This window comes from Treponema succinifaciens DSM 2489, from assembly GCF_000195275.1.
Taxonomy (GTDB): Bacteria; Spirochaetota; Spirochaetia; order Treponematales; family Treponemataceae; genus Treponema_D; species Treponema_D succinifaciens.
Genome location: NC_015385.1, coordinates 1,486,784 through 1,503,981 on the forward strand (window position 1 = coordinate 1,486,784; position 17,198 = coordinate 1,503,981).

21 protein-coding genes and 1 tRNA gene are annotated in these 17,198 nt (G+C 40.0%); 13 read left to right on the forward strand and 9 right to left on the reverse strand.

Features of this window, described 5'->3' with window-relative positions; genetic code table 11:
• Positions 1 to 17 precede the first annotated feature (17 nt).
• Entirely contained in the window at positions 18 to 395 is a 378-nt protein-coding gene (locus tag TRESU_RS07075; protein WP_013701570.1) for a YccF domain-containing protein, read from the forward strand.
• 4 nt (positions 396 to 399) lie between these two features.
• Here TRESU_RS07075 and TRESU_RS07080 read toward each other — a convergent pair whose 3' ends face one another.
• The 3 genes from TRESU_RS07080 to TRESU_RS07090 are packed head-to-tail and all read right to left on the reverse strand — an operon-like array spanning position 400 to position 1,487.
• Positions 400 to 699: a HigA family addiction module antitoxin gene (locus TRESU_RS07080; RefSeq protein WP_013701571.1), complete on the reverse strand. Its 300-nt coding sequence runs from the start codon at positions 697 to 699 to the stop codon at positions 400 to 402.
• A gap of 46 nt (positions 700 to 745) precedes the next feature.
• A complete protein-coding gene (locus tag TRESU_RS07085) occupies positions 746 to 1,297 on the reverse strand; it encodes a hypothetical protein (RefSeq protein ID WP_013701572.1) in 552 nt (183 codons plus the stop codon).
• The gene (locus tag TRESU_RS07090) at positions 1,278 to 1,487 is read right to left on the reverse strand and encodes a hypothetical protein (protein ID WP_148228276.1); all 210 of its coding nucleotides are present in this window, start codon (positions 1,485 to 1,487) and stop codon (positions 1,278 to 1,280) included. The genes TRESU_RS07085 and TRESU_RS07090 overlap by 20 nt, the downstream gene beginning before the upstream one ends.
• Before the next feature lie 106 nt (positions 1,488 to 1,593).
• Between TRESU_RS07090 and TRESU_RS07095 the strand changes: the two genes are divergently transcribed.
• From TRESU_RS07095 to tsaB, 12 genes are all read left to right on the forward strand, one after another.
• A tRNA-Gly gene (locus TRESU_RS07095) sits at positions 1,594 to 1,666 on the forward strand.
• A 72-nt stretch (positions 1,667 to 1,738) separates the two neighbouring features.
• The gene (locus TRESU_RS07100; protein ID WP_013701573.1) at positions 1,739 to 2,923 is read left to right on the forward strand and encodes a nucleotide sugar dehydrogenase; all 1,185 of its coding nucleotides are present in this window, start codon (positions 1,739 to 1,741) and stop codon (positions 2,921 to 2,923) included.
• Between the two features lie 9 nt (positions 2,924 to 2,932).
• Positions 2,933 to 3,988: a glycosyltransferase family 4 protein gene (locus TRESU_RS07105; protein WP_013701574.1), complete on the forward strand. Its 1,056-nt coding sequence runs from the start codon at positions 2,933 to 2,935 to the stop codon at positions 3,986 to 3,988.
• A 192-nt stretch (positions 3,989 to 4,180) separates the two neighbouring features.
• Positions 4,181 to 5,041: a flagellin N-terminal helical domain-containing protein gene (locus TRESU_RS07110; RefSeq protein WP_013701575.1), complete on the forward strand. Its 861-nt coding sequence runs from the start codon at positions 4,181 to 4,183 to the stop codon at positions 5,039 to 5,041.
• A gap of 348 nt (positions 5,042 to 5,389) precedes the next feature.
• The gene (locus TRESU_RS07115) at positions 5,390 to 6,244 is read left to right on the forward strand and encodes a flagellin N-terminal helical domain-containing protein (protein ID WP_013701576.1); all 855 of its coding nucleotides are present in this window, start codon (positions 5,390 to 5,392) and stop codon (positions 6,242 to 6,244) included.
• Positions 6,245 to 6,390: 146 nt separating this feature from the next.
• Complete coding sequence (locus TRESU_RS14250; RefSeq protein ID WP_013701577.1) at positions 6,391 to 6,768, forward strand: flagellar protein FlaG; 378 nt, start codon at positions 6,391 to 6,393, stop codon at positions 6,766 to 6,768.
• Positions 6,768 to 8,852, forward strand: a complete 2,085-nt coding sequence (fliD, locus tag TRESU_RS07125) for a flagellar filament capping protein FliD (protein WP_013701578.1) — start codon at positions 6,768 to 6,770, stop codon at positions 8,850 to 8,852. The genes TRESU_RS14250 and fliD overlap by 1 nt, the downstream gene beginning before the upstream one ends.
• A 9-nt stretch (positions 8,853 to 8,861) precedes the next feature.
• Positions 8,862 to 9,461: a hypothetical protein gene (locus TRESU_RS07130; protein ID WP_013701579.1), complete on the forward strand. Its 600-nt coding sequence runs from the start codon at positions 8,862 to 8,864 to the stop codon at positions 9,459 to 9,461.
• 5 nt (positions 9,462 to 9,466) lie between these two features.
• Positions 9,467 to 10,543 carry a PilZ domain-containing protein gene (locus tag TRESU_RS07135; protein WP_013701580.1) on the forward strand — a complete coding sequence of 359 codons (1,077 nt, stop codon included), beginning with the start codon at positions 9,467 to 9,469 and terminating at the stop codon, positions 10,541 to 10,543.
• A gap of 20 nt (positions 10,544 to 10,563) precedes the next feature.
• Positions 10,564 to 10,833, forward strand: a complete 270-nt coding sequence (locus tag TRESU_RS07140) for a hypothetical protein (RefSeq protein WP_013701581.1) — start codon at positions 10,564 to 10,566, stop codon at positions 10,831 to 10,833.
• Between the two features lie 16 nt (positions 10,834 to 10,849).
• Entirely contained in the window at positions 10,850 to 11,296 is a 447-nt protein-coding gene (tsaE, locus tag TRESU_RS07145; protein WP_013701582.1) for a tRNA (adenosine(37)-N6)-threonylcarbamoyltransferase complex ATPase subunit type 1 TsaE, read from the forward strand.
• Between the two features lies 1 nt (position 11,297).
• Positions 11,298 to 11,981 (forward strand): tRNA (adenosine(37)-N6)-threonylcarbamoyltransferase complex dimerization subunit type 1 TsaB, encoded by a 684-nt coding sequence (gene tsaB, locus TRESU_RS07150; protein ID WP_013701583.1) that lies wholly within the window; start codon positions 11,298 to 11,300, stop codon positions 11,979 to 11,981.
• A 21-nt stretch (positions 11,982 to 12,002) separates the two neighbouring features.
• On the opposite strand, the gene csrA is transcribed toward tsaB, so the two are convergent.
• The 6 genes from csrA to TRESU_RS07180 all read right to left on the reverse strand — a co-directional run bounded on the left by csrA (position 12,003) and on the right by TRESU_RS07180 (position 17,058).
• The gene (gene csrA / locus TRESU_RS07155; RefSeq protein ID WP_013701584.1) at positions 12,003 to 12,221 is read right to left on the reverse strand and encodes a carbon storage regulator CsrA; all 219 of its coding nucleotides are present in this window, start codon (positions 12,219 to 12,221) and stop codon (positions 12,003 to 12,005) included.
• Positions 12,221 to 12,664 carry a flagellar assembly protein FliW gene (fliW, locus tag TRESU_RS07160; protein WP_013701585.1) on the reverse strand — a complete coding sequence of 148 codons (444 nt, stop codon included), beginning with the start codon at positions 12,662 to 12,664 and terminating at the stop codon, positions 12,221 to 12,223. The genes csrA and fliW overlap by 1 nt, the downstream gene beginning before the upstream one ends.
• A 35-nt stretch (positions 12,665 to 12,699) precedes the next feature.
• Entirely contained in the window at positions 12,700 to 13,947 is a 1,248-nt protein-coding gene (locus TRESU_RS07165; protein WP_013701586.1) for a flagellar hook-associated protein 3, read from the reverse strand.
• Positions 13,948 to 13,971: 24 nt separating this feature from the next.
• Positions 13,972 to 15,843, reverse strand: coding sequence for a flagellar hook-associated protein FlgK (flgK, locus tag TRESU_RS07170; RefSeq protein WP_013701587.1), 1,872 nt, complete (start codon positions 15,841 to 15,843; stop codon positions 13,972 to 13,974).
• A 15-nt stretch (positions 15,844 to 15,858) separates the two neighbouring features.
• A complete protein-coding gene (locus TRESU_RS07175) occupies positions 15,859 to 16,302 on the reverse strand; it encodes a hypothetical protein (protein ID WP_013701588.1) in 444 nt (147 codons plus the stop codon).
• A gap of 195 nt (positions 16,303 to 16,497) precedes the next feature.
• Positions 16,498 to 17,058, reverse strand: a complete 561-nt coding sequence (locus TRESU_RS07180; RefSeq protein ID WP_013701589.1) for a rod-binding protein — start codon at positions 17,056 to 17,058, stop codon at positions 16,498 to 16,500.
• Between the last annotated feature and the right edge of the window lie 140 nt (positions 17,059 to 17,198).

Sequence of the window (17,198 nt, forward strand, 5' to 3'; positions counted from 1 at the left end):
TAGAAAAGGAGATTTTTATGGATTTTTTTAGATTCCTTGGAAATATTGTATGGTTCATACTCTGCGGATTTATTTCCGGGCTTGCCTGGCTAGCAATTGGCTTGATTTGGTGCATTACAATTATCGGCATTCCAGTGGGAATTCAGTGCCTTAAGCTGTCCTGCGTTTCGTTCTTTCCATTCGGAAAAAATATTTTGCTTGGAACAAAAACAAGCTCACTCTTGCTGAACATTCTTTGGGCTGTCTTTGGCGGTCTTGAGCTTGCGATTGGATATTTGGCGGCAGGAGTTGTTTTGTGCTGCACAATCATCGGAATTCCGCTTGGACTTCAGTGCTTTAAGCTCGTAAAGCTTGCGTTCCTGCCATTCGGCGCAAGGATAGAAATAAAAGTATAAAACGCTATGCAATCTGCTTGCAAGCTGGGATTTTTTTCAAATCTTTTTCCAGTCTGATTTCAGCCTCTCGCAGATCCAGCTCATTCTGCAAATTAAGCCAAAATTTTGAGGTTGTTCCAAAATATTTTGCAAGGCGCAAAGACATTTCTACAGTTATCTTTCGTTTTCCGTGAACTAAATCTAAAACTGTGCTAGACGAAACACCTAAATCTTTTGAAAGTCTATAAGGCGTGATATTTAATGGCTCAAGAAATTCCTCTGTAAGAATTTCTCCTGCGGTTGGCAATTCAAATCTTTCAGACATAGAAAATCTCTATTAATATAATAGCACAATTTTTGACAATTTCACCTTACTCTCTTTCCGGCTTGGTGAACCTGAAGAACTTCGGGGCTTTGTGGTCAATGTGCCACCCGCCATCATAGAAGCCGTTTTCATTGGCGGTGGGGCTTACAAAGATTACTTTCGCAGGATTTTCTGTGTCGTACAAAAAAGTGTTTGAATTCCAGTCTTTTTTCAAAAGCTCCTTGGAAAGTCCTTGCGCAGAAATTTTTTCCTTGGGTGTGTAAAAACTGATTTTATAGCTTCCTTTCTTTAAAAGAAGATGCATTGCCATTCCGCCGCAAAGATAATAGTTACGCTCATAAGGGATTCCTTTATTTGGCTCGCTGACCCAGGAATAGTTCGCCTTGGATTTTGTGTAAGTTACATCTTCGCCGGTTTCCGCGTCTTCGAACTTCAAGTAGCAACGGGTTTCGTTTATCTGCCAGCTGTTTTCGGGTCGGTAGATTATGAGCGACCAGGGATTATGGCGCACTTCATCTTCCGCATAAAGACAGATTCCGTTCAGAAATAAAAGCAGGAAAAGCGCAATGGAAAAAAGTTCAGTTTTCTTTGTTTTCATTTCCTTTTATATTAAGTTTTTTCTGATAAAAAATAAAGAACACAAGATTCAAGACGATTCCAAAGACTGTTGCTGTAGGAGCGGCAAGACCAATCATTGAAAGGCTGGCATCCGGCTGAACAGACATAATGTACGACATCGGAAGACGCACAAGAAACGACTGTGCAAGTCCCTGAATCAGTTGATACAAACATACAGATCCATACGGCAAAACATTCTTAAAAAATAATTACAAATTCATCATTTTCCTGTTGACATTTTTTTTCATAAAATATAATATATCAAACATAAGCAATGCGGCAGTCGTATAACGGCTTATTACCCCAGCCTTCCAAGCTGGAGACGAGGGTTCGACTCCCTTCTGCCGCTCTCGGACCTTAGGTTTTTCTAAGGTCTTTTTTTTTTTTGCCTATTAAACCTTGCTTATTTTTGGAGGAAAGAATGAAAATAGCAGTAGCAGGAACAGGATACGTAGGACTTTCAAACGCAATTTTGCTTTCACAGCACAATGAAGTTTTCGCAACAGATATAATTCAGGCTAAAGTTGACTTAATAAACAGCAAAAAATCTCCAATCGTTGACAAGGAAATTGAAGAATACCTTGCGAATAAAAAACTCAATCTTACGGCCACAACAGACGCAAAACTTGCCTATAATGATGCTGACTTTATCATCATCTCAACTCCAACAAACTACGACCCGGAAAAAAACTACTTTGACACATCTTCTGTTGAAGCGGTTCTAAAGCTTGTAAAAGAAATAAATCCTGAAGCAACAGTTGTAATAAAATCCACAATTCCAGTCGGCTATACTGAAAAAATCCGCGCGGAAATGGGAATAAAGAATCTTCTGTTTTCCCCGGAATTTCTTCGTGAAGGACATGCGCTTTATGACAACCTTTATCCGTCAAGAATCGTTGTAAGCTTTCCAAAAGAACAGCCGGAACTAAAGGAAAAAGCAGAACTGTTCGCATCCCTTTTAAAAGAAGGCGCAATAAAAGAAGACATAAAGATTCTTTATCCAAACTGCACAGAAGCAGAGGCAATCAAGCTTTTTGCAAACACATATCTTGCCTTGAGAGTCGCATATTTCAACGAGCTGGACACTTATGCGGAAGTACGCGGACTGGACACAAAGTCTATTATAGAAGGAATCTGTCTGGATCCAAGAATCGGAGACTTCTACAACAATCCTTCGTTTGGCTACGGCGGTTATTGTCTTCCAAAGGACACAAAGCAGCTTCTTGCAAACTACAAGGATGTTCCACAGAATTTAATCCATGCGATTGTAGATTCAAATTCAACACGCAAGGACTTTATCGCAGACCAGATTATCGCAAAAAAGCCAAAAGTTGTGGGAGTTTTCCGCCTTACAATGAAAGCGAACAGCGACAATTTCCGACAAAGTTCAATTCAGGGAATCATGAAGCGCGTAAAGGCAAAAGGAATTCCTGTAGTTGTTTACGAGCCATCTTATAAGGAAGATAAATTTTTCGGCTCAAAAGTAGTAAAAGACCTCGCGGAATTCAAGAAAGACTGCGATGTAATTATTTCAAACAGAATGTCTCCTGAACTTTCAGACGTAAAGGAAAAAGTCTACACAAGAGATTTGTATTCTCGCGACTAAGGTTTAAAGATGATTTTAATAAACGGAAACTTTCTTTGCAGAAACCTCACAGGAATTGAAAGATTCGCTTGGGAAACTTGCAGGCAGCTCGACTTGATTGTTTCAAAAGAAGACAATATTGCGCTCTATGCCCCTGCGAACGCAAAGTCAGTTCCAGAATACAAAAACATTAAAATCATCGTGTCAAAAAAAAGTATTAAGAGCTTTCCATTTTGGGACATGGGAACTTTTTCTTCGGCCTGCAAAAAATTAAAGGCAACCGGACTTAACTTTTCAAACACTGCTCCGCTTGGAAAAAACTGCGGAATTTCTTTTATACATGACATTTATGCAAAGGATTTTCCACAGGACTTTAAAACATTTAAGGACAAGCTAATCAGGCTTTACTGCCGCCTAAGTTACTGGAACATCGCAAAAAACGCAAAAAAAATCATAACAGTTTCACAGTTCAGCAAAGAGCGGATTCTAAAGGCATACAAAGTTTCACCACAGATAATAGAAATTATTCCGAACGGCTGGGATCACTTTAAGTCAATAGAACCTGACAATTCAATATTTGAAAAGTTTCCCAAGCTTGAAAAAGGCGGATTTTACTTTACACTCGGAAGCCTTTCAAAGCGAAAGAATTTAAAATGGATTGCATCTTACGCAAAAAAAAATCCAGAGGAAAAATTTGCGGTTTCCGGAAAGGCAATATCCGGACTTGTTCCAAAGGAGCTTGAAGACCTGCAGAGCCTTCCAAACGTAACGCTTTTAGGCTATGTAACAGACGGTCATGTAAAATCGCTGATGGAAAACTGCAAGGCGTTTGTTTTTCCTTCTTATTATGAAGGATTTGGAATTCCGCCGCTCGAAGCCCTTTCCTGCAAAGCAAAAATAATAATCTCAAAGTCAGCAAGCCTTCCTGAAATATACGGAAATTCCGCCCATTACATTGAATGGAACAACACGGACTGCAATTTAAACAACCTTCTAAAGGAAAAGACAGAATCCCCGGAACCAATTCTTGAAAAGTACACCTACAAGAATTCCGCGGAAATTCTAAAAAAAATCATAAAAAATTAAAAAAAACGCTAAAGTCAAGCCTCCGTTATGCCGATAATTATATTGAAAAACCATGGCTGTTCAACTTCGTAGAAGACATCAGCCAGGCTATTCAATGTAAAAGATTGCAGATGTAGCCTTGTAATACAGATGTAGTCTTTTACAATTTTAGACCGAAAGGATTTGGTCTTTATAATTCCATGGAGGAAAAATATGGTCATCAACCACAACATGTCCGCAATGTTTTCAAACCGTTCTTTAGGAGTAACCCAGGGTTCACTCACAAAGGACATGGAGAAACTTTCTTCTGGCCAGAAAATCAACCGCGCTGGAGACGACGCTTCAGGACTTGCAGTTTCTGAAAAAATGAGATCTCAGATCCGCGGATTGAACCAGGCTTCAAGAAACGCAGCAAACGGAATCAGCTTCATTCAGACAACTGAAGGATATTTGCAGGAAACTACAGACATCGTTCAGCGCATCCGCGAACTTGCAGTTCAGGCTTCAAACGGAATTTATTCAGATGAAGACAGAATGCAGATTCAGGTTGAAGTAAGCCAGCTCGTAGCAGAAGTAGACCGCATCGCTTCCCAGGCGCAGTTCAACGGTATGAATATGCTCACAGGAAGATTTGCACAGGCTACTGGAGAAAACACTCCTACAGCTTCTATGTGGCTCCACATCGGCGCAAACATGGACCAGCGTATGTCTGTTTTCATCGGAACTATGACAGCTGCTGCTCTCGGAATGAGAGAAATTGGAACTGAAGAAGTTATGACAATTGCGGCTCCAAGTGATGCCAACCGCGCAATCGGAACTCTTGATGAAGCTCTAAAAATCATCAACAAGCAGAGAGCAGACCTTGGCGCATACCAGAACCGCCTTGACTATGCTGTAAAGGGACTTGATATTGCCGCTGAAAATACACAGGCATCTGAATCAAGAATCCGCGATACAGACATGGCTTCTGCGATGGTAGAATTCACCAAGAACCAGGTATTGTCACAGTCTGGAATTGCAATGCTCGCTCAGGCTAACAGCCAGTCACAAAGCGTCTTGTCTTTACTCCAATAGTGTGATATACTGAATACAAAGAGCATGGACTTTTCTATGCTCTTTGCCGTTTGCAGGTTTGATTTACACTTCAACTTTGCTTTCTTTTTGAATCTTTCCCGCAAAAACAGCTGTGCTTTTAGACACGGCTTTGCTTTGTTTTAGAAGCCGATCTTTGAAAATTCTGTTTTCCATGATTGTCTGTAACAGCATAGACGGTTGCTTAAATTTTTTACAAGGGAAATAAAAGCAACGGTTCCTGCTGTACAAGGTCTAAAACTTCTGCCGGGGGCGCAAAAACCAGCAGAAAGCCTTTACAGACGGGCATTTTGCATGATGCATTATGTACGATTCATGGAGGACATTATTATGGTCATTAATCACAACATGAGCTCAATGTTTGCAAACCGCACATTGGGAGTTTCTAATTCCCAGTTGATGGGCAACATTGAAAAACTTAGCTCAGGCGAAAAAATCAACCGCGCTGGAGACGACGCTTCAGGACTTGCAGTATCTGAAAAGATGCGCAGCCAGATCCGCGGACTCAACCAGGCTAACAGAAACATTCAGAACGGAGTTTCTTTCATTCAGGCAACAGAAGGATACTTGCAGGAAACTACAGACATTCTTCAGAGAATCCGCGAGCTTTCAGTTCAGTCTGCAAACGGAATCTACAGCGATGAAGACCGCATGCAGATTCAGGTTGAAGTTTCTCAGCTTGTAGCAGAAGTAGATCGCATTGCTTCACAGGCTCAGTTCAATGGAATGAACCTTCTTACAGGACGTTTTGCAGAGAATTCTGTAACAAACAATGTAATGACATTCCAGGTTGGCGCTAACATGGATCAGAGAGTAACAGCTTTCATTGGAACAATGACAGCACAGGCTCTTGGTCTTAAGGGAACTCAGGGTACTGACGAACAGATAAGCATCTCTACTCCAGATACAGCTAACATGGCTATCGGAGCAATTGACGCAGCTCTTAAATCAGTTTCACGCCAGAGAGCAGACCTTGGCGCATACCAGAACCGCTTTGAAATGGCTTCTAACGGTATCGCCGTTGCAGCAGAAAATATGCAGGGCGCAGAATCAGGAATCCGCGACACTGACATGGCTGCTGAAATGGTTGAATACACAAAGAATTCTATTCTTGCTCAGTCAGGAACAGCAATGCTTGCTCAGGCAAACAGCCAGTCTCAGAACGTATTGGCTTTGCTTCAGTAGTATTAAAAATAACGGCGCAAGCTGTAACCGTGTTTTCTGAATAAGAGAAATCTGGATGTCTTCTTTTAGGCAGCAAGCACGTAAGAGCGAGGAGGGGTGCGCCCCCTTCCCCTCTCTTCTTTTTTATTTTTCAGGAGGAAATGTCCATGAATACAATCAGTATGAATGGTCAGACAATGGCAATGGATGGCCAGAAAGTCTACAACGCTTTCTCTCCGCAAAAAGGAGAAGCAAAGGTTTCTGTAAAAGGAACTTTGCCAAATTCAGCTTCGGAAGTTCTTCAAAACTTTGAGGCGAACCAGGCAGATTTGGAAGCGTCAGTGCAGGAACTTCAGCGTCTTTCTGACATTGTTACAGGACACAAACTGCATTTCAATGTAAATGACGAACTTAACAGAGTTGTTGTAACAGTTGTAGACGCATCAACAAACGAAATTATCCGGGAAATACCGTCAAAAGATATACAGAGAATTCAGGCAAGAATGAAACATGCCATCGGTGTACTTTTTGATGAAATGATTTAATGGCAGACGGACTGAACATACCAGGCGTAAGCGACAAATACAAAACAAATGATCTCGTTGAATCCTTAATGGAAGTCGAACGGATTCCTTTAAAGCGTGAGGAGTCCAATCTTGAGACGTATAAAAAGCAGCAGGACGCCTGGCGTGGAGTCAATCAGAAAATGTCTTCTCTGCGCGACAGTGTAAAAAGCCTCTACTCTTTTGAAAATCCATTCAGCAACAGACTTTCATCTTCTTCGGAAGAATATGCAGTAACAGCAGACGCAGGACGCGAAGCGGAATTCGGTTCATTTAAAATAGAAGTTCTTCAGCCTGCCGCATCAGACAGATTTTTAAGCGAAGAAATAGACAGCGATATGCAAGTAGCTCCGGGAAAATACACTTATTCCGTCGGAGAAAAAAAAATCGACTTTAACTGGAAAGGCGGAAAACTCAATGACTTTGTTACTGCCTTGAACCGCCGCGGAAACGACACGATAAAAGCAAGCCTGATTGGTGTAAGCGCAAATAAAAAATCACTTTTAATTGAAAGTTTAAGGACAGGCGCAGAAAATCGCCTTGTATTTGAAAAACAAGCACTTGACTTTGCAAAAAAAACCGGCATGATTTCCTCTGCAAAATCTGAAACCACAACTTTAAAATATTCTTCACTTTCTGCAAAAACGCCGGAAACAAAAGACGAAATCCACCAGGAAAATATTCCGGCAATCTCAAAAAACAATGTCAAAGCAAGAGGAAACGACATTACAATAGAACCAAGAGGCGGATTTGAACTTGATTTTCCGTCTTTGATAAGAAAAAGCAGCTCTGGAAAAATAGAATTCTCTTTTACAGAAAAAAAAGTTCAGGATATAACAGAAGAAAATGTCCAGCTTCCAAAAGAAAGCCTTGAGCTTCCGGCTCCGCTGAGCGTTACTTATGAAGGAATCAGCGTATTCAACAACCCAAGCGATTCTACACTTCCGCCTGCGCAAGAACAGCAGGAACAAAAATCCAAGCCTGTTGAAATTTCAAGCAGCCAAGTATTTTTTATAAAGGATTCGGACGGAAACGAAAAGCCAGTTGATTCAAAGTATTTTACAAAGGATTCAAACGGAAAAACAAAAGTTTCCGTGAGCCTTTCAGACTTTCCAAACGCACAGTCGCTTGTTGTAAGAAATTCAAATACGGGCAAAGAAATTTCAATGACTGACCCGCTCTGTTTTGACGAAAAAAAATCGCTTGGATTTGAGCCTAAGAACGCAATTTCAACTGCGCAGGACGCAAAGCTAAAATATGAAGGAATTACAATAAGCCGCCCGACAAACGACATTGACGACATAGTTCCAAATGTTACCCTTCACGTCCATGAAAAAACGGAAAAGCCCGCGAACATAAAAATTGAGCCGGACACAGAATCCGCAAAGGATGCGATTATAACTTTTGTGGGCAAATACAATCAGGCAGTTGCAGAAATGAATATTCTTTCTATTAATAAGCCTGAAATTGTTTCCGAGCTTGACTACCTTTCTTCTGATGAGCAGGACAAAGCATACGAGCGTCTTGGAATGTTTCAGGGAGAGTTTACTCTCACAAACGGAAAATCATCCTTGCAGCAGATTGTTTCTTCAAACTACAGATTTTCTGATGACGCGTCCGTTACAATGCTTTCGCAGATTGGTGTTTCTACAAATGCAAGCGGAGGCGCAAGAGGCTACAGTCCTTCTCAGATGCGCGGATATCTTGAAGTTGATGAAAAAAAACTTGACGAAAGCTTAAAGTCAAATTTGAATCAAATAAAAAATTTGTTTGGCTACGATTCTGACGGAGACTTGGTTATTGACGATGGAATCGGATACAAGATTGACAGGCAGCTTACTTCCTGGGTTCAGTCAGGCGGGATAATTTCTTCAAAAACAAATTCGCTTGAAACGCAGATAAAAAATTCAAATTCAAAAATCACACGGCTTCAGACCCAGCTGGACAGAAAAGAAGCTGAACTTAAACGGAAATACGCAAACATGGAAGGCACGCTGAACAGCCTTGAAAGCCAGCAGTCCACAATGCAGAATTTTTCAAATCAAAATAACGGCAGAAACAGATAGGAGAAAATCATGGAACTTTTTGTAAACGGTGAAAAAATAGACATTACGCTTGAAGATGAAAAAACAGTCGGCGAAGTTTTAAAGTCATTTGAAAAAGAAGCAGAAAAAAGCGAGGCCACAACAATCGGCATTTTTCTTAACGGAAAAAAAGTTCTAGCAGATGATTTTGATAATGCCTCAAAAACTCCGATTGAAGAAAATACAAAAATCGAGCTTACAGTTTTAAGCAAACAGGACGTAATCGATTCCCTTGGAAAATCAAAAGACAAATTTTCTTCGCTTGCAAAAAAGCTTCCAGAAGTTCCGGTCGCGCTTCAAGGCGGAAAAGACAAAGAGGCAAACACTGTAATAGCTGAGCTTGCAGAAGCAATTGACGACTTTTGCCACACAGCGGCTTTGAGCGCATTGTTCCCGGAAGTATATTCAAGCATTGTAATAGACGGAAAAAGCGTTACAGAATTTTTTGAAGAGTTTGCGCCGCTTGCAGCGGATTTTGAGCAGTCACTTGAAACAAAAGACACTGTAACTTCAGGAGACTTGTGCGAATACGAAATTGCGCCGCGTCTTGAGCTTATTGCAAAGGCTATAGAGGACAGCCTTAAAAAGTAAATATCATGGACACAGGCTCACCTATTGAAGCACGTATTGCTTCAAGCGGATTCGTATATTTTTTTGTCGCTTTTTTTGTTGTTGCAGCTATAATTCTTGCGGTTTTGTATTTTTTATATTTAAAATACAAGGCGTTTATAAAATCAAAACAATGGATTGAAGCAAACAAGAACAGAAAAACAAAATTTTCAGATGTAAGAAAAATTGCGCATGAGGCAAACCTTGACAGCATAGAAAAAAAACTGTTATGGAGCATCTGCAAAACACATCATGCGCGCAACATTCAGTTTTCTTACCGCTCAGAAAATGAAATGCAAAATCTTTTTAAATCCGAATTTCAAAGAATGAATTTGCAAAATCCGCGGAACGAAGAAAAAATTTCAGTTTTGTTTTCATTAAGGTATAAGCTCGAAAAACTTTACGACAGAAAACATTCCATAACTTCCACAAAATATTTAAGACCCGGACAGCAAATAAGAGTTTTAGATGAAAAACACATTCCGCATGACGCGACAGTTCAAAAGAATACGCCGGAAGGTTTTTATGTAGAAATTTCCGCAGAACTAAAAAATTTTAAGCCAAAGCCTCTTTCAAAGTTTATGATAAATTTTTCTTCTGCAACAGGAATGCTTTACCAATGCGTTGTAATAGCGGCACGCTACGAAGACATTCCAAACGGAAAAGAACTTCTTCTTATAACGCATTCTTCAACGCTAAAACTAATCCAAAAGCGGATGACAAAGCGGCAGGGAACAACCATTGAATGTCTTTTTTCCGCAGTAAAGGAAGTAAAATCCGGACGAAAAACAAAATTTGAAGTTCAGCAAAAAAAGTACACGGGAACATTTATTGATATTTCCGCAGGCGGATGCAAAATTTCATGCGGGCTTCCAATTTCAAAGAATCAGTACATTCAGCTTTACTTTAAGCTTCCTGGAATCATTGAGCATCAGGCGCAAGGTCTTATTATAAAGTCAAAAAAATCCGTGGATGAAAAAACATTTGTGCTGTACATTAAATTTACCGATATTAATATAGCTGCAAGAAATGATATTTATGCTGCGATTTATGATTATTTTTGAGCTTGGAATTTGATTGCATTATGAAAGTTTTAGAAATAAATTCGATACAAAAAGAAGACGGATACATTTACTACATTCATCACTACAAGGCGATTGCAAAAGTAGAAGTTTTGTCTTCAATTATTTCAATACCAATAAGTTTTACTGTAGAAACAAATCCACTTGGAATAAGAACAGTTGAGCTTGATCCGCTTCCGGCTAAGCTTGACTATCCAGTTATTCCTATAACAAAAGCAATCAAGGCTCTTATTGATAAAATGGCGCAGGAAGGGTCTCTTCCGCAAGTTTAATGGCATCGGGTAAAAAATGATTTTCCACACAAAGTCTTCAATTGAAACAATCTCACTGGGAGAAAAAATCGGCTCTCTTTTAAAGCCAGGCGACATTCTTGCAATGACTGGAACTCTCGCAGCCGGAAAAACCACAATAACAAAAGGAATCGCAAAATCCCTTGGAGTAAAAGACAATATAACAAGCCCCACATTCTGCCTCGTAAGTGAATACGAAGGTGAAAAAATGCCTTTATACCACATGGACGTTTATAGACTTGAAGGCGAAGAAGACTTTGTAAACCTGGGTGTTGAAGATATGCTCTACGGAAACGGAGTCTGCATAATTGAATGGAGTGAAAAAGTAAAAAAAGAGCTTCCCCAAAAGTCTATCCTTGTTGAAATAACACCGCAGGAAGACGGAAGCCGTAAAATAAAAATTGAAAACTGGAACAACGGAAAAATCGACTGGAACGAGGAATAAAATGAAAGCTCTTGCAATAGACTGCGCAGTTACAAAACTTTCTGTAGCCGCAAAAAATGAAGGCAACACAATAAAACTTACACTCGATATTGGAATGAAGCAATCTGAAAAGCTTCTTCCTGCAATTGACTATGTAATGAAAGAAGCAGGACTTTCTGCAAAAGATCTTGATTACACGACAGTTACGCTTGGTCCAGGAAGTTTTACAGGACTCAGGCTTGGTCTTAGCGCGCTCAAGGCAATCACTCTTTCAGACAATGTTCCGCTTTATGGAATTCCTTCCTTGGAAGCATACTCTTGGCCTTATAAAAAAGCGATTGAAACAGTTCTTCCTGTAATAGAAGCAAAAGAAGATGAGTTTTTCTATTCATTCTATATACGCGGTGAAAAAATCAGAAACGAAGAAGATTCAGAAATTGAAGAAATCTTAAAACAAATTGACGCGGAAAGTTCTGTTCTTGTTTGCGGGCCTGGAGCAAAAACATTTGTCGAGCGGACAAACGAAATAACACCGCTATATTCCCTTCATTGCTTTTGTCCGGAAAATGACTGCTGCGAAAGTCTCTTTGAAATTGCAGAAAAAATGATTGCGGAAAAGAAAGAACCATTAAAAGACTATGACGGTCCGCTGTATGTAAGAAAAAGCGAAGCTGAAATAGTCCTTGAATCAAAAAACAAAAACTAATATTTTTCTAACAAAAAAAAATCAGCCAAAAAGTTTTCCTAGGCGCTCCATTGAAATCTGCGAGGCAGCGGCTTTGTTTTCCGACTGGATTGCTTCAAAAACTTCCTGCCGGTAAACTTTTACATTGCTAGGAGCTTCCACGCCGATTTTCACTTGATCGCCTTTCACATCTATCAGCGTAATAACAATATCGTCTCCTATACGGATTTTTTGATCTATTTTTCTTGAAAGGATAAGCATTATTTTGCCTCCTTTCGTTTTAATGCTTCAAGAATATTGTGCTTTGTTGTGTACTTTGAGCCGTCAAGAATAGCCTGCATACACTGATGATTTTTCTTGTTAATTATAAGAGGTCCCTGGAAATTCGCAGTTACCGCGCTGCCATCATCAGGAACAGTTACAATTGTAAGAACCATTACATCAGCAGGATCTTTTATGCCGATTTTTAAAAGCTCGTTGTCATCAATTTCAGCTTCATAATCATCTGTAATTAAAAACGGATCTATTAAAAGAAACGCAAGATTTTTTTCCTGAAGTGACTGAAGCCACATAAGCGGCTCATACTCACTGTCCACAAGAGCAAAATCCGTATATTCTTCAAAGCCAAAAAGCCCAGAAGGTATAGAAATCAACCTATCGTTGGAAATTTCAACACAGCCTTTAGTTTTTGTTTCTACCAGCATAAATAATCCTATGAATATTTTTAAATACTAAAATCCTAGCGCATATAATTGAGCAGAGTGCTTGAATACATTTTTCCAGCATTGCTCATTGTTGCCTGGTTGACATATTCCATCATTTTTAAATCTGTTATGGCTTCTGTCAAATCAATATCACCTTCTCTGCTTACAAGCTGACTAACATTCACTTTGTTTGTCTTTGAACGCTCAACATTATTCATTGCACGCTCATAGTCGCTTCCTGACTTTGCAAGGCGAGTTGTAAGATTGTTGATTCCATAGTCAAGAGTTCCAATCACGCGGCTTCCAATTGACTCTTGGTCTCCCTTTAGCATAGAATCACGCAGGGCAATAACAGCGTCAAACAAAGAGCCACCGGAAACTTTTACAGCGGAAGTGTTCACATTGTAAGGCGGAAACTGGCTTGAATCTTCAATCATTCCCATGTCTGCCAATGCGCTGCCAGTTTTATCTTCCATCCAAACCTGATGAGAATCTGTAGTAGAAAGCGAAAGTCCTTGGGAAACAGGATCGATTGAAGCTTTTACCGCAATTCCAGAATTGTTAATTTTTGCAGCAACAGCATAAACATTGTCGCCAGATTTTATAGTAATATCTGCACCGTCAATATTTATAACAGAATCTTCCAGCGCCTGCCAAGATGTCAAATCACGTTGCCCTATAAGATGCTGTGGTTCTGCCCAAAATGTTTTTGTTCCGCTGTTGTCAATCTGAAGATAAGCGTTTTCATCAACTTCGATTTTATTAATTCCGTTGTTTCCCTTGTAATTTACTTTTTCAATAAGAGCCTCATCGGAGCCTGGAATATTTCCCATTACAACATCGAAGGCCGCGCCCTTTGTTCTTGTTCCGGCAAAAAGAGTGTTGCCGTCCGGACCTACAGCATTTGCATTCTGAATCATTTCCTTTAAAAGCTCATTGACTTCAACAGCCATGTTTTTCAAGTCATCTCCAGTATAGGTTCCGTTTGCTCCAGTAATAGCAAGTTCTCTGACACGGTGCATAATCTGCAAATTCTGATTTATATAGCCTTCCCTGACATTCATCTGATCCGCAAGAGTCTGCGCATTTTTTTCAAACTGATTCACACGTCCCAAGTAAGACTGATAACGCACAAGATGTCCAGCCGCAATCGGATCATCACGAAGGCTTCCGATTCTGCTTTGAGTTCCAATCTGGCGGTTCTTTATTGCCTGATTCACTTCCTGTTTTCTAAGCTGGTACTGGGTATCTGTATTATTAAATTGTGAGCTGATTCTATGCATATTCTACCTCGTTTCTAAAATAACTTAAACTCCAAGACGGTTAATCAACGTATCAAGAAGCTCATCCTGCACCGAAATAAATTTTGCAGCAACATTATATCCATGCTGAAACTTTATTATATCGGCAAGCTCTTCATCAATGTTTACACCAGAAATACTGTCGCGCAAATCCCTTAAGTCACCCATTATTTTGTTTTGAGTTGCAAGCTGGTTTTGCGCCTGCTCACCTTTTAACCCAACGTTGGTTATAGTATCAGCAAAATAATCATCAAATGTGCGCTGGCTTCCAATCATTATTTTTGTATTTCTGATTGCAGCCATTTCCACTGCCGCTCTTCCATCGCTAGGCTCTGCGAATCCCTGGGAATTTTTAAATGCGGCTGCCACGCTTGAAACATCATTCTGAATAAGTCCATTTACTTCGATATATGCAGACGGATTCAAAACTGGAGAAACCGCAAACTGCGCTCCTGCAAGAACATCAACCGCATTCGCACGGTTAAAGTCATAAGCATTGTCCGCGCCGCTTCCCTGCAAAATCCCTGAATACCCCGTAAGAAACATTCCAGAATCTTCAACGTGGCGGATAACAAAATCAGGATTTTCCATTCCTTTAGAAGAAGTTGCTTTTAAAACAAGACAACTGTTTCTGTCAAGATAAGCCTTTACCTCTCCGTTGGAATCATTGATTCTGTTAATAACATCTTCAACTGTGTCTGTTGAAAAATAAGCAACATCAATATTTCCACTTGCGCCGTTAATTGTCATTGTTCCAAAAAGACCAATCTGCTCCTGCATCTTAAGCACATTTGTTCCTGTCATGCGGAAAATATACGAAGTGTCTTCCACACCATCGCCATTTCTGTCATAGTTTCCGTTTACGTTTTCCACAAAATCATGCTGAACAAAAAAATCCAAACCTGTTGTATTGTTCTTTCCAATGGCATTCCGGTGAACATCATTCACCAAATCTGCAAAGTTAAGAGCCATTGTATTTAAAGACTGAATTTCTGTGCGGATATCCTTGTCGCGAAGCTCTACCAAAGCTCCGAGTGTTCCGCCATGAAACTCCGCGTCAACCTTTGTATCAGACCACATAAGTTTTCCATAGCCGTTATTGTCAAGCTGGCCAACAGTTTCTATCTGACGCGCAAGGCTTCCTTGGACAATAATCTGCCCGTCTGTATGAACCATAAATTCATCAGGATCTTTTTGAGTAACAGTAACATTAATAAGAGATGAAAGTTTTTCAACAAGCAAATCGCGGCGGTCCATAAGATCATTCGGATTGTCCCCAAGACCTTTGCTCCTTACAATTTCACCGTTTACAGAAGCAATCTGGCGCGAAAGATCATTCACCTGCTTTACAACAGCCTCAATGTCGCCGTTTATCTGGTCTCCAATTCCACGCAGACTTTTGTACTGCTGCTGAATTGAATTTGTCAAAGTCTGTCCGCGCACAACAACAGCAAGACGAGCCGCATCGCTTTCAGGATAAGTAGAAAGTTCCTGCCAGCCCTGCCAGAACTTATCCATGTTTGTTCTTACAGAAACATCATTAGGCTCATTGTAAACAGATTCAATCATTGAATAATATTTGTCGCGTGTTTCCCAGTAAGACTCAACATTCTTCTGCTCAACAATGCGGCTTTCCAAAAGCTCGTCTTTTATTCTGTTTATGCTTTCAACATCGCAGCCCTGTCCTATCTGACCTGGAACCATCGCGCGCTCCAAGTCAGGACGGTAAATAGGCTCAAAGGATTTTACAATGACACGCTGCCTAGAATAGCCTTCTGTATCCGCATTTGAAATATTGTGGCCGGCAGTCTGAATCTGAGTTGAATGAGCCATAAGGCTTCTTTTTCCAATTTCTATTCCTGCAAAAGAATTCGCCATAATTCCACGCTCCTTTTAAATGCTTCTATTTACAACAATGCTCTGTGCATAGTTTTTTCTCATTGTGCCGTTCGGGGAATAAATTTCGTTTCTCTGCTGAGATGCGCATTGATCCATGACTTCCGAAATAAATTTCTTTGTCGCGCTCACATATTTTGCAAGAGCGTCATTTTCAACTTTGCTTCTTGAAAGCTTTGTCTTTACGCGGAGAAAAACATCCTTTACTTCAGGATGAAAATAAATATTTTCTGAAACAGATGCGATTTTTTCACGGAACTTGTCAACCTTGGAAAATTCACTTCCAAGCTCGTTAATATTCAGGACATACTCTTCAAGCCCAGCCCAGCTGCGCTTTACAACACATTCGTGAATTTTATTCTGCTCCATAAGCATAGAATCAAGAATTCGTTCCTGTTCATTAAGCACACTGATCAATTCAATTTCTTTTTCTTCCGCCATAAGTTTTTCCTTCAAAAAGAAAGTTTCTATTTAATTTTCGGAATATAAAGATTTTTGTTTAGAGAAAAATTTAAAAGACTGAATGGCGACTTTTACACTTTTGTGTCATTATCAGGCTTGAGCCGAAAATCCGTTAAAAATCTTCAATAGATTTCTGTGTCGTAGCACAGGAATGACAAGATGCAGAAAATAAAATTATCTTTGGCCGGAAAGCTCAATGTAAATCTGATCTGCAAGTCCCAAAGAAGCGTTTTTGGTAATCGATTCCGCCATATTGTCATACATCATGTCATCGTACATTTTGCGGGCATATTCGTTGTCTTTTCCGGCAAAACATGTTTTTTGAACTGTATTGCGCATTGACGAAAGCATCATTTTGACCATGTAGTTTTCCATTTCCATGGACTGCGCATAAAGCTCGGAAGTCTTGTCAATTACGGGACTTTTTCCGCTTGAAGTTTTTGAATTTGCGGCGAATCCCTGCGGGCGTGCTGACTTGTCAGAATCAGAAGTGAATGCTCCGTAGAATCCCTGAGTGTAGTCCCCATTCAGGCGATGGTTCCTGGCAACTTGGCTTGAAGAAACTCCTGACAAAGATGCTCCTTCAGAAATTCCTAATGCAGTTTTATTTTGCATTTCCTTTACGAGCGAAGAAAACTTTTTTGCTTCATTTTGAAGAACAGCAGAGTCGATTGCATTGCTTCCGTTAGACAAAGTGCCTGTTATTCCAGTTCCAGAAATTCCGTTTACCGCCATGATTCCACCTTATTTACATTTTCGGCATTTTGGAGTCAGGATTTTACAAGATTTTCTGTGATAAATTATTCAGTAAAAAAAAACTGCGACTGGATTTTTCCAACGCAGGCTGATTTAGGGGTTATCACACCCCCTAAAAA

Coding starts and splice junctions, on each gene's coding strand:
- TRESU_RS07075 (WP_013701570.1), top strand. CDS start 18: ATGGATTTTTTTAGATTCCTTGGAAATATTGTATGGTTCATACTCTGC.
- TRESU_RS07080 (WP_013701571.1), bottom strand. CDS start 699: ATGTCTGAAAGATTTGAATTGCCAACCGCAGGAGAAATTCTTACAGAG.
- TRESU_RS07085 (WP_013701572.1), bottom strand. CDS start 1,297: ATGAAAACAAAGAAAACTGAACTTTTTTCCATTGCGCTTTTCCTGCTT.
- TRESU_RS07100 (WP_013701573.1), top strand. CDS start 1,739: ATGAAAATAGCAGTAGCAGGAACAGGATACGTAGGACTTTCAAACGCA.
- TRESU_RS07105 (WP_013701574.1), top strand. CDS start 2,933: ATGATTTTAATAAACGGAAACTTTCTTTGCAGAAACCTCACAGGAATT.
- TRESU_RS07110 (WP_013701575.1), top strand. CDS start 4,181: ATGGTCATCAACCACAACATGTCCGCAATGTTTTCAAACCGTTCTTTA.
- TRESU_RS07115 (WP_013701576.1), top strand. CDS start 5,390: ATGGTCATTAATCACAACATGAGCTCAATGTTTGCAAACCGCACATTG.
- TRESU_RS14250 (WP_013701577.1), top strand. CDS start 6,391: ATGAATACAATCAGTATGAATGGTCAGACAATGGCAATGGATGGCCAG.
- fliD (WP_013701578.1), top strand. CDS start 6,768: ATGGCAGACGGACTGAACATACCAGGCGTAAGCGACAAATACAAAACA.
- TRESU_RS07130 (WP_013701579.1), top strand. CDS start 8,862: ATGGAACTTTTTGTAAACGGTGAAAAAATAGACATTACGCTTGAAGAT.
- TRESU_RS07135 (WP_013701580.1), top strand. CDS start 9,467: ATGGACACAGGCTCACCTATTGAAGCACGTATTGCTTCAAGCGGATTC.
- TRESU_RS07140 (WP_013701581.1), top strand. CDS start 10,564: ATGAAAGTTTTAGAAATAAATTCGATACAAAAAGAAGACGGATACATT.
- tsaE (WP_013701582.1), top strand. CDS start 10,850: ATGATTTTCCACACAAAGTCTTCAATTGAAACAATCTCACTGGGAGAA.
- tsaB (WP_013701583.1), top strand. CDS start 11,298: ATGAAAGCTCTTGCAATAGACTGCGCAGTTACAAAACTTTCTGTAGCC.
- csrA (WP_013701584.1), bottom strand. CDS start 12,221: ATGCTTATCCTTTCAAGAAAAATAGATCAAAAAATCCGTATAGGAGAC.
- fliW (WP_013701585.1), bottom strand. CDS start 12,664: ATGCTGGTAGAAACAAAAACTAAAGGCTGTGTTGAAATTTCCAACGAT.
- TRESU_RS07165 (WP_013701586.1), bottom strand. CDS start 13,947: ATGCATAGAATCAGCTCACAATTTAATAATACAGATACCCAGTACCAG.
- flgK (WP_013701587.1), bottom strand. CDS start 15,843: ATGGCGAATTCTTTTGCAGGAATAGAAATTGGAAAAAGAAGCCTTATG.
- TRESU_RS07175 (WP_013701588.1), bottom strand. CDS start 16,302: ATGGCGGAAGAAAAAGAAATTGAATTGATCAGTGTGCTTAATGAACAG.
- TRESU_RS07180 (WP_013701589.1), bottom strand. CDS start 17,058: ATGGCGGTAAACGGAATTTCTGGAACTGGAATAACAGGCACTTTGTCT.